Source organism: Planctomycetia bacterium (genome assembly GCA_034440135.1).
GTDB lineage: Bacteria > Planctomycetota > Planctomycetia > Pirellulales > JALHLM01 > JALHLM01.
The window spans coordinates 1-22,741 of record JAWXBP010000231.1 but is presented as its reverse complement, the minus strand read 5'-3'; the positions used below and the strand labels follow the sequence as shown (position 1 = coordinate 22,741).

The window sequence follows — 22,741 nt, the reverse complement described above, 5'->3', positions numbered from 1 at the left end:
GAAATTCCGGGGCAAGTGCTGGCGAAAACAGTCCGGTGACACTAGCCCGTAGCGCCAGCGAGGGAGAGAGGACGACGGTGATGAGTTGGCCCGAACGCCAAGACGGCCAGTTGGCTATGTGGTTATCGTTGCCAGTCACTTATGGATAGATTGCTTGGCGTATTAGATTTGATCGACAGCCGCGTCAATTTCTCCCTCGCTGGCGCTACGGGCTGGTATTGGAATTGCCCGCGCGGCGGCAGACCGCGACGCGGATATCGCAGACGTTTGTATGCGTCGGCCCAGTCTTGATCAGCCCGCCAAGCGGCTCAAAAAAATGATAGGCGTCGTTGCGCGCCAAGAAATCCTCCGGGCGGCGTCCCGCCTTTAGCGCGGCGGCCAGCATCTCGGGATCCAACATGGCTCCCGCCGCGTCCGTTGGCCCGTCTTCGCCGTCGGTCCCGCCGGAGAGGATCGCCCAGCCTTCCCGGAGGTCGTTTAACAGTTCTGCAGCAGCCAGCACCAACTGTTGATTGCGCCCCCCTTTGCCGCGCAGCTCCGGCGCGACGAGCTTCACGGTCGGCTCGCCGCCGGTGATCAAGCAATCCGGCCCGCCCTGCGAGCGCATCCGCAGGATCATCCCGGCCAGATGGCGACCGACGTCCTCGGCCGGACCTTCCAAGGTCGTCGCCGCGTTCATCGCGTGACTATAGCCGAGCCGTTCCGCCTCGACGCCCGCCGCGTCGATCGCGGTGGCGTTATTGCCGATGACCAGATTCGTCACGCTCGTTTTGAACGGCCCGCTGGGCGAAGACTTCTTCCGCAGCGCGTCGAAGACGCGGGCGTCGATCCCGGCGGCTCTCGCATCGTAACGTTCGAGCACCGCAAGCGCATCGAGCGCGGTCGTCGTGTTCGGCGTCGTCGGGCCGGACGCGATCACGTCCAACGGATCTCCCAGGACATCGGAAATGATCAGCGAAATGAACCGCCCGGCCAGGCAAGCTCGCGCCAGGCCTCCCCCTTTGATCCGGCTGAGCGCCTTGCGCACGGTGTTTAATTCGGCGATGTTCGCGCCTGCGCCACTTAGATGTCGCGTCACCGCGAGTTTGTCCGCCAACGTGACGCCCTCGATTGGCGCTGGCAACAGCGCGCTCCCGCCTCCTGAGAACAGACCGATGCACAAATCGTTCGCGCCGAGACCCGATACGATCTCTAGGATTTCCTCCGCGCCGCGCACGCCAGCAAGTGTTGGCTCGTTGGAGCCGCCGGGGCGAGCGCCGTGCAGATGTATGCTACTTAGCGGCCGTACGCAATCGCTCGGCACATTGACCCAGCCGCTGAGCAGCGTCGTGTCGGCTAGTTCCGACCCGATAATCTCCTCGAACGCCGCCGCCATGCCAGCACCAGCCTTGCCAGCGCCGACAACTTTGAGGAACGGCACGTCGCGAAGATCAATCGGCTCCTCACCGATCCACAACAAATCTCCCTCGACGCGCACCGCTTCGCGCATCAACCGCTCGGAGCGCACGGCGTCGAGCCCGGCCTGCCAGATGCGGAGGGCGTCTTCACGCAACGAATTTCCAGAGCGGTTACTCATCCACCACTCGCAACATATCCGGCCATTGCGATTCCCGTTCCACCAGAAACTGCCCCAAGCTGTTCGGGCGCGCCGCGCAGAGTAATAGGCCCACGAGGTACGGCACGCTCTGCGCTTCGAAGCGGCCGCAAACGCTCGACCAGGGCGTCCCTTTACCGGCGTCGCCCGGCAGGCCGACGTTCACCGAGAACTGGTGCAAGAAGCCTTGCGAGCTGAGTTGCGCGGACCAAACCTTGATCGCCGTTCGATGCGCTTCGGCGACGGAGGCCAATCCGGGCACGACTTGATCGATGATCTCACCGATTTTGTCCGCCGCCGGCTGCACGGCCCCGCGCCCGACGGGCGCGAGGACCAGCAGCGCGCACCGCACGGGTACGTTATAAAGTCGCAGGCTTGGCCCCTGCTCCGGCGGTCCTTCCGCCGGCAGCGCCGCGACATTGACCTGAAGCGTCGGCGGGGCGACTTCCGCGACGCGCCGCCGCCGCCGTTTGATCCACCATGGCGCGACGAGCACGAGCGCCAAGAGCGCAACCGCGCCGCCGATGGCAATGATCGGTAGCCAGAGCGGGTTTTCGGCGAGCTGCGCAAGCATGACGTGCGGATGCAAATTCGCGTTGTGAACGACGGCGAACAATCCTCATTCATAGCACAGACGTCCCCCACCTCGGCAGGGTTGGCACACGAGAATCTTGCCACATTTTACGATTACCTTGGTTGAACTACGCACCCCGCGGATGTTCAATGCATCAAGCCAGCGGCGACCACGACTAGAAGTTGCCGTATCGGTCGACTTTCAACCTGGAGAGATGGCGTCATGATTGCGCTTATCCAGCGGTTGGCGATTCGCCAATCCGCTACTGTTTTCTTGGCTGGGCTGCTGTCCGCCACCGCGAGCTCAGCGGTCTCCGCCGCCGACATCACTTGGAACGGCGGCGCCGGGAACTGGAGCACCGCAGGAAATTGGAGCGGCGGCGTGCCGGTCGCGGGCGATACGGCGATCATCAGCGCCAATGGCAATCCGCAGATTACGTCGAACGTCGGCGAATTGAGCATGATCCAGGTTGGCGGGGCGGAGGGCGCCGCATCGGTCACGATGACCGGCGGCAACTTGATTTCCCGCGGTCTTGGCGGCGCCGGCGTGCCGATCAACGGCAGCATGAATCTGGGACCGGCGGCCGGCGGCAAAGGCACCTTCAATATGCAAGGTGGCACGCTGCAGTTCGGCGAGGATAACGCACCCGGAACCAATGACGGAGGCGACCATGGCTGGGCGTACATCGGCGGCTCCGGCGGCAATATCTTCGGGGGCGGCGGCACCGGTACGGGCGAATTCAATCTCTCGGGCGGCGAAGTGACCTTCGTCCAACGCATCATGCTGGGCTATCGCGGCTCGGGCGTACTGAATCAAACCGGGGGCACGTTGATCGCCAAAGGCAACAATGCCTACAACGATGCCATCGGCCTGGGCGACCAAAATGGCAGCACGGGCGTCTACAATCTCAGTGGCGGGACCGCCGAATTCACCGGCGCCTTCCGCGTCGGCAATTGGGAAGGAAGCGGCGAGGTCAACATTAGCAACAACGCCCAGATGAATGTTTTCGGCGAATTGAGCGTCGGCTCCGAAGCCGGCGACGCAGGCAACTCCGGCCTTGTGAATCAACAAAGCGGAGACGTCAGCGTCGGCAGCTTGCTGATTGCCCAGAGCGGCACGTCAGTCGGAACGTACAAGATTTCCAGCGGCACGTTCTACGTTGAAACCTCAAGCGAAATTGGCCGCGATGGCGACGCCGAATTCGTGTAAACCGGCGGAATCGTGGAGTTGTTCGAGCCGGTGATCGCGGTTAACGCCGATTCCAATTCCGCCTACCGCTTGCATGGCGGCACGCTGGATCTCGCCTTTAGTGCGATTTCATTTGGGGCGGGACAGGGCACATTCGACTTCCAAGGGGGCGAACTCCGCGCCGCCACGAACGTCAAGTTTTCGCTCCTCAACGCCGGCGGGGCGATCAGTCCTGGCGAAGCGGTCGGGGAAACCATCATTGAAGGCGATTACACGGTCACCAGCGTGAACGCCGCGCTCAACATTGAACTCGCCAGCACGAGCAGCTTCGACGAGTTGTCCGTCACTGGCGCCATTGACCTCGACGGGATCCTCAACGTCTCGCTCCTCGACAACTTTTCACCGACCCTGGGAAATACGTTCACTTTTCTGACGGGGGCCAGCCTGAGCGGAACCTTTGCCGACGCGAATTTCCCCACGCTCGGCGCCGGCCTGGGTTGGGACGTGATCTACAATGCGAACTCCGTGGCGATCAAGGTCGTCGAACAGACCGACGTCCCGGGCGATACGGACGGCGACGGCGACGTGGACATCACCGACTTGAACAACGTGCGGAATAACTTCGGCAGCGCCGGAAATCCGGTGCTCGGGGATACCTCGCCATTCGACGGCGATGTGAACATCACAGATCTGAACAACGTCCGCAACAACTTCGGCAACGGCGGCGCATCGCAGTCGGTCCCGGAACCGAGCGGACTCGCGCTGGTCATTGCCGGCGCGGCGGCGCTTTTTGCCGCCGCCCAGGCACGGCGAAGAATTTAGCCGCTCGCGACGTCGTCTAACATGCCGCCCGGTGTCGAACTTTTTTCGTCGCCGGGCGGCTTTATTTCGCCATCGTCGACTTTTGCTCCGTGAAAAAGGCGTTCGTTCGCGGCGGCGGGCCCAGTTGGCAAGTGGACGGGCCTCGTGCCGGAGCCAAACTCCGAAAATTCATGCTTCGTTGGGGCTGCTGCAATTGAGCTGTTTTTTGCGCCGACTAAATTGTTAGCAGTGAGTGTTTAGATCATGAGTAAAACACTACCGTTTCGTTAGGGGATCAGTTATCCTGGGCGGGCACACGCACTTACGCCTTCGCCTATCTCACCACTTCGGGCGTTCGCTTGTTTAAGCTAAGTCCCACCAATACCAAGTTTTACGACTACTTCGACCGGGCCAGCGACGTGCTGGTTCGCGCTTCGTCGCACTTCCTCGCGGCCATCGACGCCAGTTCCGATCCCAAGATTCTGGCCGAGGAGATGACCACGCTGGAACACCAGTGTGATGAAATCACCCATGAAGCCCTGAATCTGCTCCATAAGTCCTTCATTACTCCACTGGAGCGGGGGGACATTCGTCGTCTGAGCATTTCGTTGGACGATGTCCTGGACTGCCTCGACGACGCCACGCGACGCATCTCCCTCTACGACTTGAATCCTGCCTCCTTGCCCTCGGTACGCGGTCTGGCGCAGGTGCTGGTGAAGACTACGAAGGCGGTGCAGCAAGCCGTCCATGAGATCCGCTTCCTCCGCAAAAGCACCTCGATTCAGAACCACTGCATCGAGGTCCACCGTTGCGAGGATGAAGGGGACCGGATGTATCAGCTCGCCCTCGCGGGCTTGTTCGCCTCCGGGATGGAGCCGCTGGAAGTGGTCAAGTGGAAGGACATCATCGAGGACCTCGAAAACGCGATTGACGCCTGCCAGGACGTTTCCCTGGTGATCGAGGCGATCATCCTCGAACACTCCTAGCGCACGCCGCTCCTCCATTTCCCGAGCGACTGCGAGCGCCAGACTCCCTGCGGGCGAGTGCGGCGAAAGTTCTTGCGGCAAAACCCACCGAGACGGGATGAGACCCTATGCCGGACTGGCCCCTGCTGATTGTCTTGACCATCGTCGCCGCGCTGGCGTTCGACTTTATCAATGGTTTTCACGATACGGCGAACGCCATCGCCACGGTCGTTTCGACGCGCGTCCTCTCGCCGCGTACCGCCATCCTAATGGCGTCCGTGTTGAACTTCGCCGGCGCTTTGTTGACCACGGGCGTAGCGAAAACTGTGGCGAGCGGCCTGGTGAATGCAACGTCGATCAATTCGCTGGTGGTGCTGTCGGCTGTGATAGGCGCCATCATCTGGAACCTGATCACCTGGTACTACGGAATCCCCAGCAGTTCATCGCACGCGCTTTTCGGCGGCATTTGCGGCGCAGCGCTCGCCTTTGGCGGTCCGGATATCGTGCTCTGGCGCGGCGTGGTGACCAAGGTGCTGATCCCCATCGTCGCCTCGCCGCTGGGCGGATTCTTGATCGGCCTGATCGTGATGAAGGCGATCTATATCCTCTTTGCGAACGCCAATCCCGGCCGCGTCGGCAATATCTTTCGTCATTTGCAGGTATTTTCGGCCGGGCTGATGGCACTCAGTCATGGGAGCAACGATTCCCAGAAGAGCATGGGCATCATCACGATGGCGCTGGTCAGCCACAATCTACTGGCCACCAAAGACCCGTCGAATCCCGACATTCCGCTCTGGGTAATCCTGTCGTGCGCAGTGATGATGGCACTGGGTACCTCGATGGGCGGCTGGCGGATCATCAAGACGATGGGGCACCGAATCATCCGGCTGGAACCGGTTCACGGCTTCGCGGCCGAAACGTCGGCCAGCGCCGTGATCATGATGGCCGACTACTTCCACGCCCCGATCAGCACCACGCAGGTGATCTCCGGCAGCATCTTCGGAGTGGGCGCCTCGAAGCGGCTCTCCGCCGTGCGGTGGGGCGTGGCCGAACAAATGTTCGTCGCCTGGATGTTGACGCTCCCGGCGTCGGGCGGATTCGCCGCCGTGATCTACTACGTCCTCAACGCCCTGGGCGTTAAGTAGTGCGCTCCGTTGGCCCGCCTTAGGGGCGATAGATCGTCCAGCCGAGCAGCAGCACGGCCACGGCCAGGGACGTCCCGATCGTGTACCACTCGACGAGCGCCAGGGGCGCTTTGTCCGCACGGTCCCGTTTCACCAACGCCATCGCAGTTCCTCCCCACGGTCTCGGCCATGTCACGCAAAGATCACTCAAGCGTATCCTTTTCGCAGTCGGAATATCCTTACTTATCATGCTCGATGAACGGTTAAAACCCCATTTCTTTTGCGAATCCGGCAGTTTATTGGCCAGGCGGCCATCCTTTAACCTGCGTAACTCGCCGATTCCACACGACCGGCGATTCGGACATTCATCGACAATCTGCCAGCGCCGGTTGAGCGAAGTCGCCCGATCCGGGAAATAAGTACCAGAACAGGAGCCGACAGGCTTCGGCCGTTTGGCCTCACGGGTGGCCGCATTGGCACAGCTTGACACCGTCGACCTGCCCGTTTTTACTTATTGGTGTCCGTTTGCGGTTCCAACGGGGAGCGATCCTCGCCAGACCCTGCCGTAGAACGGTCTTTCCTTCCGCCCCCCTGGGCGGTTGCCAGCCCGAGAGACCGGCCGCGAACACTTGCCCGATGCCTCCAAGGAGATTGTCTGCATGAAACGGTTCGTGTCGTATCTGTGCTGCGCGGGCGTCGCGCTGGCGCTGTTGGTCGGCCCGGCGGCGGCGATTCCGCCGTTCTTCAATGAGTTCAAAGCCAAGTACGCCGACCCCGATGGCAGCGACGAGCAAAAGGCCCTCGCCGAGCAAATCGAAGGCATGAAGCAGATGCAACGCTGCAACATCTGCCACGAGGGCAAAGACAAGAAGATGCGGAACGCCTATGGCGAGGCCTTAGCCGAACTGCTGGACAAGAAGGAAGACAAGGACAATAAGGAAAAGATTCAGGAATCGCTCGACAAGGTCGCCGAAATGAAGGTCGACCCGGAAGACGAGAAGTCTCCCACCTACGGCGATCTGCTGAAAGAAGGCAAGTTGCCGGTCGAAATCAAGGAAGAAGCAGCCGAATAGGCCGCTTCGCAACAGAGCCACGCGCGACAATCATTCGGTCGGGCCGAGAGCACTTGCTCAGGCCCGGCCTTTTTTTGGCTTGCGTGGTCGTCGTGCCGGCCGTTCCGCTTCTGGAACGGTGGGCAGGCCTTCCGGCCGGTGTCGCAGAATCCAAAACGCGATGCACTTCACTAACGCGACGCGGTCCACCGGCTTGGTCATGTAGTCGTCGCAGCCGGCGGCGAGACACTTCTCGCGTTCGCTTTGCAGCGCATGCGCCGTGAGCGCCACGACAGGCACTTTATTTCCCAAGGCCCGCAGGATTCCTGCGGCCGTGTAACCATCCATCTCCGGCATTTGCATATCGAGCAGCAGGAGATCGAATGGCGCGACTGGGGCCAATGCTCCTTCGAGAGTTCCGTCGACCGTAAAACTCTCCACCGCCTTGCGACCGTTGTCGACCAGCGTCACCGTCGCGCCGGCCCGTTGCAGGATCAAGGAGATCAGCCGTTGGTTGTCGAAGCCGTCTTCGGCCAGCAGCACGCGGCATCCGATCAAGAGTTGCACCGAGGGGTTCGATGCTTCATCGCTGCTCAGGTCCGCTTCAATGGCCGTCGCGACGAGTAGTTCCTGAGTGGGAACGACCATCCGGACGCCTTCCAATGTCCCGGTGGCAACCGTGACGGTGAAAGTGCTTCCTTCGCTCGGCGCGGAAATGACGCTGATTTTTCCGCCGAGCATTTCTGTGAAACGCCGCGAAATCGCCAGACCCAGGCCGGTGCCGCCGAAGCGCCGCGTCATCGACGTATCCGCCTGGGCGAATTCCGCGAAGATGCTATCCAGTTGCTGCTGCGTCATGCCGATGCCGGTGTCGCGGACCATGAACCTCAGCAGCGGGTTTTCCGCGTCGCTCGCATCCAAACCGACGTTCAGCGTAACGCCGCCGACCTCGGTGAACTTGATGGCATTGCCCACCAGGTTGACGAGCACTTGTCGTAGCCGGGTGGGATCCGATTGGATCGTTTCCGGAATCGGGCCGTCCCAGGCCACGTCGAGCGAGAGTTTTTTTGCAGTCGCGCGCACCTGCATCAGCGAGAGCACGTCCCCCACGACTTGCAATGGCGACGTCGCAATTCGCTCGAACGTCATCTTGCCGGATTCGACCTTCGAGAGATCTAGAATATCGTTGATGATCGCCAGCAGGTGCTCGCCGTTGCGCTGAATGGTGCGAATTGCCTCGACGCGACGGGGCGGCGCTTTGAGCAGATCGCCGTCCTCCATCAACAGGTCCGCGAATCCCAGGATCGCGGTCATGGGCGTACGGATTTCATGGCTCATGTTGGCCAGGAATTCCGACTTCGCCCGGCTGGCCGCCTCGGCCGCGTCGCAGGCCTGTTCCAATTCGACTTGCGTTTCCGCGCGGCGCTCAATTTCTTGCGAGAGCTGACTGGTCCGATCGGCGACACGCTGTTCCAGTCGATTGTGACTCTCCTGGAGTTCGCGTTCCGAGCGCTCGACGTGCTCCAGAAGACAGTTGAACGCACCCTGCAAGCGCCCCAGTTCGGCGTCGGCCTGATCGCCAACGCGAATTGAAAAATTGTGTTCGTTGGTGATCCGACCGGCGGCGTCGGTGAGCGCGATAATCGGCACGGTAATGCCTCGCTGCAAGCGATGCGCCAACAACGCCACGAGCCCCAACGCCGCCAGCGACAAGCAACCGATGATCTTGACGAAGTCCAGCAAGCCGGACCAAAAGCGGGTCAGCTTGGCGTGAACGTAGAGATAGCCGGTCAACACGCCATCGTCGCGAATGGGGTGCATCAACTCGAGATTCACGACCCGGGAAGATCGGGCGCCGGTAAATTCGATGGACGTTGGCAGTGCCAGTCCCGCCGGCGCGCCGAGACTGCGATATTCCGCCAGAGGGCGCCCGTCCGCACAAAAAAGCGCAGCGCCGACGATCGTCGGTTCCTGCTGTAGCGTCGCCAGCAATTCCTCGCCGGCAGCGACGTCTTCGAAGGCCATCACGCCCCGGCTATTGGCCGCCACGAGGCGTGCGAGCGACTCCAGCGACTGGACCTGTGTGGCCCGCATCGACGCGTACTGGTAGGCCACGGCCCCGCAAGCGATCAACACCAGCGCCGCCGCGGGGGGCAGACAGGCCAGCAACATCAATCGACGACGAATTGTGGTACCGCGCACGCGCCCATTCCCCGAGGTTCCTACAACCATAGGGCATCGCTGGCGCAGCGGTCGCAAGCGTCGATCAATTCCACGGCGCCGCGTCTCACGCGCCCAGCAATCGAGCTACTTTCAGCGCGGTGAGCTGCGGATCAATCCGTAATTTGCAGGCTTGCGCGGCTGGCACGTTAATTTCGAATTTGACGGTGGCGCCATCCAGGAAAAAGTTGATGTGCGCGCCTTGGTTTCCCATTTCGGCGCTTTCCGTTACGACCAGTACAGCCGTACCCTGGAGTCGCTTGATCAGCTTGCTTTGCTCGTCCGGCTTTACTTCCGCGGTAACGACCAGCACGTGGTAGCTCGCCGGATCATCCGGCTTGGCCAACTGGGTGACCTCTAGTTTACGCCCGTTGGCCGTCCGTTTCATGGCCACATTCTGCAGTGTGGCGGTCAGGTCTTTGCTTCCAAAAACCGCGATCACGAGGGGAGCTTCAGGCCCGGTGAAGGCCGCGTCGGGCCATGAAACGAATTTGCAGAAGCTATAGAGGTAAACTCCCTTGAGATTCAGCTCCTGCTGGCGATTGACCACGACCTGCCGCGCGCCCAGGGCGCTGCGACCGATCCACGAGCTCGCCGCGGCGGCGCACATCCCGCGCAGCCAGCTGCGCCGACTTACGCCGCAATCGAATTGAGCCTGAAATCGCCGCACGTCCACTCCCATGCCACCGCTTATCACCGCTGATCGTTAATAGCGCACCGCCACGCCGCCATAAATCTCACGCTGCACTTCCGTCGCCATCGTGCCTAAATACGGATCGTCGCCGAATTCCAAATGTGCGCTGTCCAACAAGTTACGGCCGACGACATAGAACTCGAACGTCGATGTCGGATACCAGGCCAACCGCGCGTCCATCACCAGGTACGACGGCACTTGTTGGCCCGGCAAGTTGTCCACGTAGCGGCCCATCAGGTCAAACTCCCAGTTGTTTCCCAGGTCGTGCGACGACTGCACGTAGAGGCGATTCCGCGCGCTATCGCCCTCGCCGAGAATGTTTAGGTCCATGCGTAGGAACGTGTACGCGGTAGTCAATCGCCACGTGTCGGTCGCCTGGAAGGTGACCGCCGGTTCGAAGCCATAGCCGATACCGCTCCCATCGTCCGCTAACGCTTGTCCGGCAATGTAAGCGGGAATGGTCGGATCGACGCCGAATCCCGCAGGCGCCGTGTTTCGCAGGTGGCGATAGTCATTCAGGAACAGGGCCAAGTCCCAAGAGAAGCGGTCCGTGGGCTGCGCTCGCATGCCGATTTCATAGGCCACGACTTGCTCGGAACCGATATCACGGTTGCCAAAAATCCGGGGAAACACCGGGACCAAGGGTCCTGCCGGCGGCGGAAACGGCGCGAAGGCCGCTGGGGCAGTAGTCAGAACGACGTCGTCATCCGTCCGCGTCGGCGTCCGCACGGCGCGCGACACCGAAGCCCAAATCGATTGCCGTTCGGTCGGCGTACATAGTAATCGTACCGTGGGTTGCAATTCGAAGCCGGTGTAGTCGTTGTGCTGGAATTTCGCCCCGCCGGTTAGGTACAAGAACTCCTCGCGCAACGTGATCTCGTCCTGAAGGAAGTAGCTGAACAAGTCGTCCGCGCGCGACGAAGGCAAGAACTGAATCGGCACGCCGTCCGCCGGTTGGAAGAATGCATCGCGCGTGTTGCGGTATCCACAACCCCAGATGATCCCGTGCACGTCGCCGAGCCGAAACCGATGTTGAAAATCGAAATCGACGGTGTCGCGATTTTCTCGGAACGGCACTTGTTCCAAGCTCCGCTCAGTCCGATCGTAGTACGTCTGGATCGTCCAGTCCGAGTCGTCGCTCAACTCATGCGTCCAGCGCAACAAGTTATTGAATCCGGCCAGGTTCGTGCGTTCGTCGACCTGGCGGAAGTAGAACGGCGGGGCGGGGCTTTGCGGCGTGAGTGTCGTATAGGCGGCGCGGCTGCCCGCGTTTCCACGATAGGCATCCCCTTGTAACGTGACGAGATCACAGCAGGTAGGATTCCAGTCGACGCGATAGCCGCCGCGCCCGCTGCGCCAATCGTCCGCCGCACCGTCGGGGTCGAGACCTTGATCTCGCTCGAACCATTTTCCCCAGAGCCGATAGGTCGCGTCGCGCGAGAGCTTACCGCCGTACCGAAAGCCGCCGTAATTGCGCTCCTCGGTGCCGCCGCCGGCCTCGCCGAACATTCCCTGCGTATCGCGGGACGACTTCGTGAGGATGTTGATCACGCCATTCACGGCGTTTGCGCCCCAGACCGTGGCGCCCGGACCGCGGATGACTTCAATCCGTTCCACGTCTTCCAATAAGACGTCCTGCACGTCCCAGTAGACGCCGCCGAAGGTCGGCGTATAAACCGTCCGCCCGTCGATCTGCACCAGCAGCTTGTTGGCAAACTGCGTATTGAAGCCGCGAATGCTGATCGCCCATTTGTTCGCGTCGACCCGGGCGACCTCGACGCCGGGGGCCATCCTTAAGGCGTCCGGAATGTTGCGCACTCCGCTGCGCTGGATCATTTCATTGGTAATGACGAACACCGCGGCCGGAGATTTGCCGACCGTGCTTGCCTGCCGGCTGACGGTGGAGACTTCCATGTCCAAGGCAGGCGCCTGGCCGACACTGACTTTGGACAGCTGCGAGACATCCTGATCCGCGGCATTCAGCAAGGAGTCCAAATCGCTGGCGTCCGGCGCGGCAGGAGCCGATGCTTCCGACGCGGGCGGCGCTTCGGCAGCTTCTTGTGCCGACGCCGGGCCATGCATGGCCATTGCGGCGATTGCCGCCGCAACAAGCTTCTTCCATGAAATTCGCGCAGCGGCGCCCATGCGATGCTCCGTCATCGTGGCAGAATCTGCATGCCCGCGTCACGGAAAAATGTGACGCGCAGGGCTGGGGGTATCGGGCGTTATCGGCGACGCGACGGCCGTAGCTAGATCGCTCACCTCGCGCACCGCATGACCGGACTTCAGCTCAAATCCACGGAACGTGCATGATGTCGCTGGTATTTGTGCTACGAACCCCTACGTTCCGGTTCGGGCGGCTGGATTTTTTTTGTTCAACACCGCCTGACTAAATCGGTCACGACCTGGTCGCCGTGCTGGATCGATTGTCCGTAACTCTTTATATACAAGTCGCTTACATCGCGATTAGCAAGCGTCTTGGAGGCCGTAGTCGCGGGGCCAAACTCGGATCGAGCTCGTCGAGGAAATTCCGAATCTTCCTGACTTTTAGCTTGGCTAGCCTGTTGGCTGTGGGTAAACTGATGGAAGTCAGGATATACCGAATTTGACGGCCCACGGTCGAAGCCCACTTGAAACGGCAGGAGAGACATCAGTGAAATTCAGCATCAAGACCCTTAGCGCCGCGTGTTCTATCGCTTTGCTGGCGTGCGCGATGGCATTGCCCGCCTCGGCCGCTGCGTTGGCGCCCGGCGACGCGCTCTTTGGCGAAGTCGTGACGCTCCCGGCCGGTGCGCCGGTGGCCACGCTCACCTCAGGTTTCAGCAGCGGCTCCTTCAGTGGCTCGCTGACGTCCGATGTCTACGACGAAGGGCTCGGCGGATTGACTTTTGTTTATACCCTCACGAATGACGGCGTATCGGGCCCGAATTCGATCGGCCGGCTCTCGATCAGCGAGTTTTTCGGGTTCGACATCGACGAAGCGGGCTATGACGTTGCCGTTGGCACCGTCGCGCCGGCCTCGATCGACCGCAACCCGGCGGGTGACGTTGTCGGTTTCAACTTTGTGCCGGTGGGAACGATTCCGGACACCGACTTCCTGGCTCCGGGCGATACGAGCGCCTCCTTGATCCTGCGGACGTCCGCCACGGCTCACCAGACGGGCGGATTCGCGTCGCTGATCGACGGCGGCGTGGCCACGACATCGGCCATCGTTCCGGTGCCGGAACCGTCGACCGTGTTGCTGAGCTTGATCGGCGTCGCGGGCGCCGCGATCTTCGCTCGCCGTCGCAGCTAAGCGAATACTACAGACGAACTTCAAGAACGCCGAGCGAAAGTCGCTCGGCGTTTTTTATTGCGCACCGCTCGGGTGGCTTTGTTGATAGATCGCTTCCAACAGCGCCGAGACGTCTTTGAATTTCTTCTTGGTCCCGAGCGCGGTATCCAGCAAGCGCCGCGCTTCGGCTTCGCTGTGCCCCAACTGACGTAGCACGGTGAACGTGTCGGTCACCACGTCCGGGGCCACGTCGCCCAGCGTGGGATAATCCCGCGCCACCAACAGCGCGAACTTGGGCATCCGTCTGCGCAGCTTGGCGATGATTCGCTCGGCCGTTGCGCCCCCGATGCCCGGCAGCGCCTCCAGGCTCTTCGAGTCCTGCTCTTCGATCGCCGAGGCGACATCTCGCACCGGTCGGACCATCGCCCGTAGCGCTTTCTTCACGCCGACGCCGTCGACGGAGCAGAACAGATCGAAGAACTCGCGCTCGACTTCACTCAGAAAGCCCACCAGCCGCGGCGTCAGCCGGCCCTGCATGGGGTTGCCTTCCAGGTATTCCACCGTGTGCAGGCTGATCTCCTGGCCGACGCTGGATTGCAACTGCCGGCGGGCGAATTCGGGGATCAAGACCTCGTACTCGAACGCGCCGATGGCCAGCGTCAAGTCGTCGGTGCCCAGTTGCGTCAGTCGCCCGGTGATTTTAGTAATCAAACGACGTGCTTCCTGTGATAGTGGCAAAGCGCGATCGCCAACGCATCGGCGACATCGGCTGGTTCCGGTAGTTGGTCGAGCCGCAGTTCGCGCTGCACGGCCCGTTGGACTTGCTCCTTCGGCGCGCGGCCGCTGCCGGTCAGCAGCTTCTTGACTTGCGTGGCACTATAGCTGATCACCGGCAGGCCCGCCTGGGCGGCGGCCAGGCAAATCACGCCGCGTGCGTGTCCCATCAGAATCGAAGTGCGCGGACGCTTGTAGTGGCTGTAGAGTTGCTCAATCGCCACCGCGGCGGGCCGCCAAGACTCAATGACTTCAGTGACGCCCAGGTGTATCTCGTGCACCCGCGCGGTAAGCGATTTCTTGGTCACGCCGCGCACGACCCCAGCCTCGCACAACTTCGGTCCCGCCGCAGCAAACTCCAGCACCGCGTACCCCGTGATATTCAGCCCGGGATCAATGCCGAGGATGCGAGTTGGGACGAGAACCATTTTTCACCGCGGAGGCGCTGAGACGCAGAGGGAGGAATTGGAGAGGCTGGCCTGCCGCAAGCATTAGCGCCGAAGACAATGCTGTCGCTGTCATTAGTCCTTTAAATCATCCCAGTTGTAGCCATAGCCTTTCTCTCGCAGCGCCTTCACGCCCGAATTCTGGAAATCGATCTCGCCGTTCGGCTTGTACTTGATCTCGTCCTTTTCGAACAACGCAAATGGATTGAACGACCACTTTCCGTCGTCATAAGAACAACCGGAGCACGACACGAAGAACAGTGCGAGTGCCAGTGACTTTGTACGCATCGTCAGCCTTCCTTGCCAACGTGTGAACCAGCGATTCTCAATCTCTACTTTCGCGACGTTTTGGCGCATTTCGCGGTTATCTCTTTACCGACCACTCCGTTCCTGTGGGTCGGTCTTCGAGGATGAGCCCCAGTTCCGCGAGGTCTTTGCGAATTGCGTCGCCCAGGGCGAAGTTCTTATTTTTCCGGGCGTCGGCGCGGTATTTGATCATCAACTCCATCAGCTTGCCGACCAGCCCGTCGTCGTCGCCAGACGAGGCCTGCGGCGCTGCGCGGAACAGGCCGAGTGTCCCGGCCAACTCGCGCAAAACACGTGCGCCTTGCTTGAGCGCCGCGATGGCTTCCGGCTTGGCGCTGGCCGCGGTATCGAGTTTCTCGTCGTCGCAGAACTTGTTCAAAGCGCGCAGCAGTTCGAACAGATCGCCGATCGCCCCCCCGGTGTTGAAGTCGTCGTCCATCGCCTCGATAAACCGCTGGCGATGTCCCTTGAGCGCTTCGCCCAGTGCGCCAGCAAACTGCTGTTCGTCCCCTTCAGACCGCTTCGCGACCAACGCTACGCGGTAGAAGTCTTCGCCTGTCGTGCGCTCGTAGCGCTTGAAGAAGCGGTAAAAAGTATCCAAGCCGGTGCGGACTTCCTCAATCCGCTCATTGCTGAAATCGATCGGTCGCCGGTAATGCGTCGACAGCAAAAAGAAGCGAATCGTTTCGCCGTCGAACTGCTTCAGCAGTTCGCTGAATGCGCTCGCGCCTTTCGATTTGCCGATTTTGCCCGCTTCCTGCGCCGCCTGATCGCCCACGGCCGTTTCGCGAGTGTTGCGTCCGCCGAGCTTGCCGACCTCGCTAGACGCTTGCATCAACCCATTGTGCATCCAATATTTCGCCTGTGGCCGGCCGTGGCAGCATTCGCTTTGCGCCACCTCGTTCTCATGGTGCGGGAAGATCAGATCCAACCCGCCGCCGTGAATATCGAACGACTCGCCGAGCAACTTGCGGCTCATCGCCGAGCACTCGATATGCCAGCCCGGACGGCCTTCGCCCCAGGGGCTCTTCCAAGCGGGTTCGCCAGGCTTGGCGCCTTTCCACAAGGCGAAATCGGCCGGCGAGCGTTTCCGCTCCGCCATGTCGCCCCCTTCGCCGGTCAATTGTTCGACCGAGCGCCGACTCAGCTTGCCGTATTCCTTGTCCTTGCCGACTTCGAAGTAGACGTCGCTGCCGGATTGATAGGCGAACCCTTTGTCGATCAAGGTTTGCGTCAGCGTGATGATCTCGTCGATGTTCTCGGTGGCCTTCGGAAAGTGGTCGATCGTATCGACGCCCATCGCACTTAAGTTGTGCTTGTAATCCGCCGTCATCTCCTCGGCCAACTCGGACATCTTCATCCCGCGCGCATTCGATTCCTTGATCAGCTTGTCGTCGACGTCGGTGATGTTCACCACCCAGGTGACTTGATACCCCGAGTAGACGAGATATCGCTTCACGGCATCAAAGATCACCGGACCCACCATGTGCCCAATGTGGCTCGGCTTGTAGACCGTCGGCCCGCACAGATAGATGCCCACCTTCCCCGGCGACACCGGTTCCAGCGTCTCCTTCTGTCGGGAGAGAGTGTTGTAAACACGCAACGTCGGAAGTGCGGAAGCGGCGGGCATATCGTTCAGGTGTGGGAAAAACGGTTGTAAAGAAGCACTGACTATTTTCAACCCCGAAGGGCTGGCTGACTATTTTTAGCCCCGAAGGCGTGACAGACTATTTTCAGCCCCGAAGGGGCGGCAGATAATAGCCAGGGGTGCCAACCCCTGGAATACGATTGCCACCAATGCATTGAGCCCCACAGGGGCGACACTCAGTTCGACATGAACTACGATTCGGCCCTCCAACTCTGGTTTCGAGCTACCGGACAATTTTATGCCTCAATCATTCGCCGCTATGTACGCCCATCTCGTATTCAGCACGAAACAACGCGCACCGTTGATCCGCGACGAAATCGCGTCGAGGCTTTATCCGTATTTGGGAGGAATCGCAACATCGTCGAAAGGCGTGCTCATCTGCGTCGGCGGCATGCCAGACCATGTACACCTGCTGGTTTCGCTGGGCCGCGAATCCTCTTTATCGGAATTGCTACGCGAACTGAAGGCTAACTCGTCGCGTTGGATACATGAGACCTTCCCGGACCAAAAGTCATTCGCCTGGCAGAGCGGGTACGCCGCGTTCAGCGTCAGCCACTCGCGATTGTCGGATGTCAGGGCGTATATCGAAAACCAGGCGGAGCATCACCGAGTCCGGACGTTTCAGGAGGAGTTCTTGGAATTGCTCCGGCGTCACGATCTCACGTTCGATGAACGCTATGTGTGGGACTAATCTTGTGTCACCCCGTTGGGGTTCAGGATAGGTGCGTTCGTGTTTTCCTGTCGCCCCGTTGGGGCTGATTCGGCGACACGAATGCGTTTGTTTTCCTTCGCGCCCCTTCGCGACTTTCGCGGTTCACTTCGGTCTGAGTTTCTCATAACGACGACTCCAGCAATGCCACGCATTCCGCCGTGATGGCTTCTTGGCGGCCAATGGGGCCGACGCGCTCGCCGGTCTTCGCCTTGACGTTGACGCGGGACGATTCAATTCCCAGCAACTCCGCCAAGCGCCCTTCGATCAGCGGTTTGAACCGACTCAGCTTGGGTTGCTCGGCGAAGACGATCGTGTCGATGTTCACTACTCGAAACCCCGCTTCGCCGACGCGGTCCAACGCCAGCGACAGCATCTCGCCGGAATCACGGCCGCGGTTCGCGGGGTCGTTGTCCGGAAACAACTCGCCGATATCCCCCAGCCCCGCCGCCCCCAGCAGCGCGTCGGTCACGGCGTGCAGCAAGGCGTCGGCGTCGCTGTGCCCGACCAATTGGTGATCGTGCGGAATGTCGATTCCGCCCAGCCGCAACGGCCCGCCCGGCGTGAGTCGGTGCGTATCGTGCCCAATGCCGACTCGCAGGCGTGTCGTAACTGCTTCCGCCATCACAGCTTCCACGTCGAAACCAGGGTTCGCCTCGCGGCCGGGATTATACCGCTCCAGCCCAAAACTGACAACGCGAGCCAATGGCCGCCCCCCAAGCATTCCGGTATCGTGATACGCACCCTCGACATCTAAACACCGCCTGCGCCACTGAAAACGGATCACTGAAAACACGTTGTTGTGGCCGGTCTCTCGACCGTGCCACGCGCTTGGGATCGTTTCAACACATCTCCCGCGCCGCTGAAAACTGAACACTGAAAACTTCAAACTACTCTCCCCATGCCTCTGATCGAAATCAAAAACCTTGCCAAGAGCTATCTCGTCTACCAGAAACAGGAAGGCGTGATGGCTTCGCTGCGCGGACTGTTTCACCGCGAGTACCGCAATGTCGAGGCAGTGAAGGGGATCGATCTCACGGTCGAACAAAGCGAGTTCGTCGCCTTCTTGGGCCCCAACGGCGCCGGCAAAACGACCACGTTGAAATTACTCTCCGGCGTCATCACGCCCACGTCCGGCACGGCCACGGTGATGGGCTTCGTCCCTTGGAAGCGTGAGAACGCCTATCGCCGGCGGTTCGCCCTGGTGATGGGACAGAAAAACCAACTTTGGTGGGACCTGCCCGCCCAGGAATCGTTCCGGCTGCATCAGCAGATCTATCGCATTGACCCGGAGTCGTACCGGCGGACGCTCGACGAACTGGTCGACCTGCTGGGCGTCAGCCGATTGCTCGCGCAGCCGGTGCGCGAGTTGTCGCTCGGCGAGCGGATGAAAATGGAATTGATCGCGGCCCTGCTGCACTCGCCCGACGTGCTGTTCCTCGACGAACCGACGATCGGCTTGGACGTCGTGGCGCAGCACAACATCCAGCTGTTTCTCCGGCACTACCAGGAAGAACGCAAGATCACCATCTTGCTCACCAGCCATTACATGAAGGACGTCGCCGCGCTTTGCCGGCGCGTGGTGATCATCGCCCAAGGGCAGATCATGTACGACGGCTCCCTGGCCGGCATCGTCGACCGTTTCAGCGGGCACAAAGTGATTTCGTTGCAGTTCGGCGGCGACGAGGAATTGCCCGACAACCTGGAACGCTACGGCGAAGTGCTGGAACGCCGCGCCCCGAAAGCCAAATTGCGCATTGACCGGACGCAGGTCACGCAAGTCCTGGCCAGCATTTTGGCGAGCCACGCGATCGAAGACGTCAGCGTCGAAGACCCGCCACTAGAAGACGTCATCGCCGAAATGTTCTCGCAGGTCGACGACCGTCTTCGCCAGAACAGTCGCGATACTGAAGCGCAAATCGGAGCGACGCGCTAAACTCACCGCTTAATCGTGCAGAACGGTATGGCGTCACGGACTTCGTTCAATTCATCGTCGCTGAGACGGCATCCTTTCAGCGTGACGCTACGAAGATTCGGGACGTCCTTGAGGCAGAGTATCCCGGACTTTGTGAGTCGCTGGGCGCTCAATTGGAGCGACAAGTGTGTTCTGGGGCGGATTGCCGCTAGTTGTCGCAGCCCCTCGTCGTTGAGGCCATTGTAGGGAAGCGTGATTTCTTGGACTTGGTGCAGCAGCGACAAATGTGCCATGTCATGAACGCTGAGCGGCATACCGCCGAGTTCGAGATTTCGTAGCGACGGCATTTCGGCAAGTGCGACCAAGCCCGGTCCGGTCGTGCCTATATCGCGAATGTTCAGCTCTCGCAGATTCGCGTGTCCGCGAAATGCTTCCAACCCTGCCGAGGTCACGCGAGTGTTTTCAATGCTGAGCGAATCAAGGCTCTTGATTTCGGAAATGGCGGCCATGCCTTCGTCGCTAATGTCGTCACTGTCCAAATCTAGGCGCTTCAATCCGCTCAGCACCTTCAAGTGTTCAAGGCCGGACGTAGTAACCCCCGACTGAGTTAAATCAAGCCGCGCTAATTCGGGGCAGTGACGCAAATACACAAGTCCGGCGTCGGTGATCCGCGTTCGATTGAGACTGAGACTTTCGAGCCGCGTCTGATCGACCAATCCCGCGAGCGCGGCATCTGTAATCCGCGTCTCGCCCAGACTCAGCGACGTCAATGTGGTCGCAGAAAGTATCTTGAGAACGTCGTCGTCCGTTGCGAGTGTGCCGCCTAATTCGATCTGCTTGATTGATTCAAAGTATTCGCCACCGAGCTGTTCGCGGAGCCAGATCGAAACCGCCGATTTCCCTTCAATGGGTTCAGTATGCCCGCCCGCATACCAGAGTTGGCCGCCGAGCGCGTGAATTCTCGCCACAATCTCGCGCTGCCGCCGAGCATCGTTGGCCACTTTTGCCAACACCACGCCGATCAACAAACTCCCGACCAAAAGCGTCCGCAGCCCAAACTGCGGCCGCCAACGACGCGCCGGCCGCTGTGGGACTTGCTCGGGCTGGGGAGTTGTCGAGTTCATTCCGTCAATTCTCGGCGATCGCCGGCCACATCGCAATTCCGCCTCTCCGAATTTCTCGTATCGAGAATAACAAAAGCCCATTGCCCCGCCTTGCCCGTTCCTCGGCAATCGCATATGCTTATCCGCATATGAAGACCAAGCGGGCGACCTTTCCGATCGATCGCATGTTCCGCGCCTTGTCCGACCGGACCCGGCTCCGGCTGCTGTCGCTCCTGATCGGCGGGGAACGCTGCGTTTGCGAACTGGTCGAGGTCCTGGGCGATTCCCAGCCCAAGGTGTCGCGGCACCTGGGATATCTGCGAAGAGCAGGCCTCGTCACCGCGCGTAAGGAAGGCCCCTGGGCCTACTACACCCTCGCCGAATCACGCAGCGCAGTACATGCTAAGGTCCTGGAGTGTCTGGCACAGTGCAGCGTGGAACTGCCAGACCTGATGCGCGATCGTGACCGACTGAAACGCTGCTGTGGAAAGAGCGGGAACTGTTGCTGAGGCGTTTTTTTGTGGACTAGACATACGCCTAGGCATATACAATGATTCGATCGAAATTGCTTCTGAAAAGGAACCATTCATGTCGGTAGAACACGCGGTTCGCTCCAAATACGGTCAGGTGGCCACGAGCGGTCTTTCGACCGACCACGCCGGCGTCAAGTCCGTGGCCGAGGCGTTCGGCTACTCGACTGGCGAACTTGCCTCGATTCCCGCCGAAGCCAACATGGGGCTCTCGTGTGGCAATCCCACGGCCTTCGCGAGCATCAAACCAGGCGAGGTCGTGGTCGATCTCGGTTCCGGCGGCGGGCTCGACGTGTTCCTCGCCGCACAGCGCGTCGGACCGACGGGCCGCGCGATCGGCATCGACATGACCCCTGAAATGGTCGCGTTGGCGCAGCGCAACGCACAGCAACTCGCGCCGGATCAACGCGGCAACGTCGAATTTCACCTGGCAACGATCGATCGCCTGCCGTTGCCGGACGCCTCGGTGGATTGCATCATCAGCAACTGCGTGCTCAACCTGGCCCCGGACAAGCCGGCGGTCTTTCGCGAGATGGCCCGCGTCTTGAAGCCCGGCGGTCGCGTGGCGGTGAGCGATATCGCGCTCAAGCAGCCGCTCCCGGAAGCCATCAGCGCGAACCTGATGGCTTACATTGGCTGCATTGCCGGCGCGATTTCGATCGAGGCCTACCAGCAAGGACTTCGCGCGGCTGGCTTCGCTGGAGTCGAAATCCGCGACAGTGGCGCCGACCTCAACGTCTACGGTCAGGTCGAGGGACAAAGCGGCTGTTGTTCGCCAGCGATGTCGAGTCAACCAGGCGCGCTGCCCGTGCTGGGCGAGAGTTGCTGCGGCGGTTCACGGCCCGAGGCGCACAGCGAAGTTCACTCGGATCTCGCCGCGCTGCTCAGTCAATACGATATCAACGCCTATGCCGCCAGCGTGAAAATTTACGCGGTCAAACAGGCCTAACCCACGGAGCACTCCATGTCGTCGCGCAAGCGCGTCCTCATTCTCTGCACCGGCAATTCCGCCCGCAGCCAGATGGCGGAAGGGCTTTGGAATCACCTGGCTGGCGAAACCTGGGAAGCGCATTCCGCCGGTTCGCGTCCGTCCGGCTACGTGCATCCGCTGGCAATCGACGCCATGGCGGAGATCGGTGTTGATATTTCGGCGCATGACAGCAAGCATGTCGATCACTTCGCGGGCCAATCCTTCGATCTGGCGGTGACCGTTTGCGACAATGCACGAGAGTCCTGTCCGATCATCCCCGGCGCCAACCAGTCAGAACACTGGCCATTCGACGACCCAGCCGCCGCGACGGGCGCCGAAGAAACTCAGCGCCAACGCTTCCGCGAAATCCGCGATCAAATCCGTACGCGCATCGAATCGTGGTTAAGCGCGTGAGGATACAACGCAGCGAAGCCAATTGAAACGCGGAGTCGCGGAGACGCAGAGTAGGGAGCGGAAAGAGAGCGGCGTAGGGCGGGCCGTGCGCGAATTCGACATCTTGTTCTTGAACGCCGCGGCAAGTTCGTATGCCGAGTTGATTTCAAAGGTAAGGCCCGCCGAGGTCAATCACGGCGGGCCTTACTCGTAGCACTCACAGACAATTTGTTTTCGAGCAGCGCTTCCAATCCAACAACGCCCGCCGCGCGCGCGGCCCGCCCTACGCATTCTCGTCCCTCCCTCCCTCTCCGCATCTCTGCGGTTCAAACTTTTCCCACTCCCCCCTCCGTGTTCTCCGTGCGTAACCGTTCCCGAATCGGCATGGTTGTTGGGCGTGGTAGGTTGAGGGGGTGTGCTTGAACTTGTGCTTCCCTCGGTGACGGCCATGTCTCGAACTT

The 22,741-nt window shown here is 60.7% G+C and carries 23 protein-coding genes; 11 read left to right on the top strand and 12 right to left on the bottom strand.

All coding sequences use genetic code 11. The annotated features are described in order from the left end of the window. Positions 1-205: 205 nt before the first annotated feature. Entirely contained in the window at positions 206-1,576 is a 1,371-nt protein-coding gene (locus SGJ19_13640) for a DUF4147 domain-containing protein (GenBank protein ID MDZ4781292.1), read from the bottom strand. Next, positions 1,569-2,168 carry a hypothetical protein gene (locus tag SGJ19_13635; protein MDZ4781291.1) on the bottom strand — a complete coding sequence of 200 codons (600 nt, stop codon included), beginning with the start codon at positions 2,166-2,168 and terminating at the stop codon, positions 1,569-1,571. Before SGJ19_13635 ends, SGJ19_13640 begins: the two co-directional genes overlap by 8 nt. 222 nt (positions 2,169-2,390) lie before the next feature. On the opposite strand from SGJ19_13635, the gene SGJ19_13630 reads away from it, so the two are divergent. The 4 genes from SGJ19_13630 (at position 2,391) to SGJ19_13615 (ending at position 6,267) form a co-directional block, all read left to right on the top strand. Next, positions 2,391-3,377, top strand: coding sequence for a hypothetical protein (locus tag SGJ19_13630; protein MDZ4781290.1), 987 nt, complete (start codon positions 2,391-2,393; stop codon positions 3,375-3,377). A gap of 12 nt (positions 3,378-3,389) precedes the next feature. Next, a complete protein-coding gene (locus SGJ19_13625; protein ID MDZ4781289.1) occupies positions 3,390-4,178 on the top strand; it encodes a hypothetical protein in 789 nt (262 codons plus the stop codon). Between the two features lie 338 nt (positions 4,179-4,516). Beyond that, on the top strand, positions 4,517-5,143 hold the full coding sequence (locus SGJ19_13620; GenBank protein MDZ4781288.1) for a DUF47 family protein: 627 nt from the start codon (positions 4,517-4,519) through the stop codon (positions 5,141-5,143). 107 nt (positions 5,144-5,250) lie between these two features. After that, positions 5,251-6,267, top strand: coding sequence for an inorganic phosphate transporter (locus SGJ19_13615; GenBank protein MDZ4781287.1), 1,017 nt, complete (start codon positions 5,251-5,253; stop codon positions 6,265-6,267). A gap of 19 nt (positions 6,268-6,286) precedes the next feature. Here the strand turns inward: SGJ19_13615 and SGJ19_13610 are convergent, their stop codons facing one another. Continuing rightward, positions 6,287-6,409: a hypothetical protein gene (locus tag SGJ19_13610; protein ID MDZ4781286.1), complete on the bottom strand. Its 123-nt coding sequence runs from the start codon at positions 6,407-6,409 to the stop codon at positions 6,287-6,289. A 496-nt stretch (positions 6,410-6,905) separates the two neighbouring features. Between SGJ19_13610 and SGJ19_13605 the strand changes: the two genes are divergently transcribed. Next, complete coding sequence (locus SGJ19_13605) at positions 6,906-7,319, top strand: hypothetical protein (GenBank protein ID MDZ4781285.1); 414 nt, start codon at positions 6,906-6,908, stop codon at positions 7,317-7,319. Positions 7,320-7,376: 57 nt separating this feature from the next. Here SGJ19_13605 and SGJ19_13600 read toward each other — a convergent pair whose 3' ends face one another. From SGJ19_13600 to SGJ19_13590, 3 genes are all read right to left on the bottom strand, one after another. Further along, on the bottom strand, positions 7,377-9,500 hold the full coding sequence (locus SGJ19_13600) for an ATP-binding protein (GenBank protein ID MDZ4781284.1): 2,124 nt from the start codon (positions 9,498-9,500) through the stop codon (positions 7,377-7,379). An 85-nt stretch (positions 9,501-9,585) separates the two neighbouring features. Continuing rightward, the gene (locus SGJ19_13595) at positions 9,586-10,188 is read right to left on the bottom strand and encodes a YfiR family protein (protein ID MDZ4781283.1); all 603 of its coding nucleotides are present in this window, start codon (positions 10,186-10,188) and stop codon (positions 9,586-9,588) included. A gap of 36 nt (positions 10,189-10,224) precedes the next feature. Beyond that, the gene (locus SGJ19_13590; GenBank protein ID MDZ4781282.1) at positions 10,225-12,372 is read right to left on the bottom strand and encodes a TonB-dependent receptor plug domain-containing protein; all 2,148 of its coding nucleotides are present in this window, start codon (positions 12,370-12,372) and stop codon (positions 10,225-10,227) included. A gap of 553 nt (positions 12,373-12,925) precedes the next feature. On the opposite strand from SGJ19_13590, the gene SGJ19_13585 reads away from it, so the two are divergent. Continuing rightward, positions 12,926-13,507 carry a PEP-CTERM sorting domain-containing protein gene (locus tag SGJ19_13585; GenBank protein ID MDZ4781281.1) on the top strand — a complete coding sequence of 194 codons (582 nt, stop codon included), beginning with the start codon at positions 12,926-12,928 and terminating at the stop codon, positions 13,505-13,507. Between the two features lie 54 nt (positions 13,508-13,561). On the opposite strand, the gene ruvA is transcribed toward SGJ19_13585, so the two are convergent. From ruvA to cysS, 4 genes are all read right to left on the bottom strand, one after another. Continuing rightward, positions 13,562-14,185 (bottom strand): Holliday junction branch migration protein RuvA, encoded by a 624-nt coding sequence (gene ruvA / locus SGJ19_13580; protein ID MDZ4781280.1) that lies wholly within the window; start codon positions 14,183-14,185, stop codon positions 13,562-13,564. A gap of 8 nt (positions 14,186-14,193) precedes the next feature. Next, positions 14,194-14,688, bottom strand: coding sequence for a crossover junction endodeoxyribonuclease RuvC (ruvC, locus tag SGJ19_13575; GenBank protein MDZ4781279.1), 495 nt, complete (start codon positions 14,686-14,688; stop codon positions 14,194-14,196). 93 nt (positions 14,689-14,781) lie between these two features. Beyond that, positions 14,782-14,994 (bottom strand): hypothetical protein, encoded by a 213-nt coding sequence (locus SGJ19_13570; protein ID MDZ4781278.1) that lies wholly within the window; start codon positions 14,992-14,994, stop codon positions 14,782-14,784. 76 nt (positions 14,995-15,070) lie between these two features. Then, positions 15,071-16,642: a cysteine--tRNA ligase gene (gene cysS, locus SGJ19_13565; protein ID MDZ4781277.1), complete on the bottom strand. Its 1,572-nt coding sequence runs from the start codon at positions 16,640-16,642 to the stop codon at positions 15,071-15,073. A 256-nt stretch (positions 16,643-16,898) separates the two neighbouring features. On the opposite strand from cysS, the gene tnpA reads away from it, so the two are divergent. Further along, on the top strand, positions 16,899-17,351 hold the full coding sequence (tnpA, locus tag SGJ19_13560) for an IS200/IS605 family transposase (GenBank protein ID MDZ4781276.1): 453 nt from the start codon (positions 16,899-16,901) through the stop codon (positions 17,349-17,351). Positions 17,352-17,493: 142 nt separating this feature from the next. Here the strand turns inward: tnpA and ispF are convergent, their stop codons facing one another. Further along, positions 17,494-17,994 carry a 2-C-methyl-D-erythritol 2,4-cyclodiphosphate synthase gene (gene ispF, locus SGJ19_13555; GenBank protein MDZ4781275.1) on the bottom strand — a complete coding sequence of 167 codons (501 nt, stop codon included), beginning with the start codon at positions 17,992-17,994 and terminating at the stop codon, positions 17,494-17,496. Positions 17,995-18,270: 276 nt separating this feature from the next. Here ispF and SGJ19_13550 point away from each other — a divergent pair, with 276 nt between their 5' ends. After that, on the top strand, positions 18,271-19,305 hold the full coding sequence (locus tag SGJ19_13550) for an ABC transporter ATP-binding protein (GenBank protein MDZ4781274.1): 1,035 nt from the start codon (positions 18,271-18,273) through the stop codon (positions 19,303-19,305). 2 nt (positions 19,306-19,307) lie between these two features. Here the strand turns inward: SGJ19_13550 and SGJ19_13545 are convergent, their stop codons facing one another. Beyond that, positions 19,308-20,408, bottom strand: coding sequence for a hypothetical protein (locus tag SGJ19_13545; protein ID MDZ4781273.1), 1,101 nt, complete (start codon positions 20,406-20,408; stop codon positions 19,308-19,310). 128 nt (positions 20,409-20,536) lie between these two features. Here SGJ19_13545 and SGJ19_13540 point away from each other — a divergent pair, with 128 nt between their 5' ends. The 3 genes from SGJ19_13540 to SGJ19_13530 all read left to right on the top strand — a co-directional run bounded on the left by SGJ19_13540 (position 20,537) and on the right by SGJ19_13530 (position 22,301). Further along, the gene (locus SGJ19_13540) at positions 20,537-20,896 is read left to right on the top strand and encodes a metalloregulator ArsR/SmtB family transcription factor (protein MDZ4781272.1); all 360 of its coding nucleotides are present in this window, start codon (positions 20,537-20,539) and stop codon (positions 20,894-20,896) included. A 79-nt stretch (positions 20,897-20,975) separates the two neighbouring features. Next, on the top strand, positions 20,976-21,866 hold the full coding sequence (gene arsM / locus SGJ19_13535) for an arsenite methyltransferase (GenBank protein MDZ4781271.1): 891 nt from the start codon (positions 20,976-20,978) through the stop codon (positions 21,864-21,866). 15 nt (positions 21,867-21,881) lie between these two features. After that, on the top strand, positions 21,882-22,301 hold the full coding sequence (locus SGJ19_13530) for an arsenate reductase ArsC (protein ID MDZ4781270.1): 420 nt from the start codon (positions 21,882-21,884) through the stop codon (positions 22,299-22,301). The last annotated feature ends 440 nt before the right edge of the window (positions 22,302-22,741 follow it).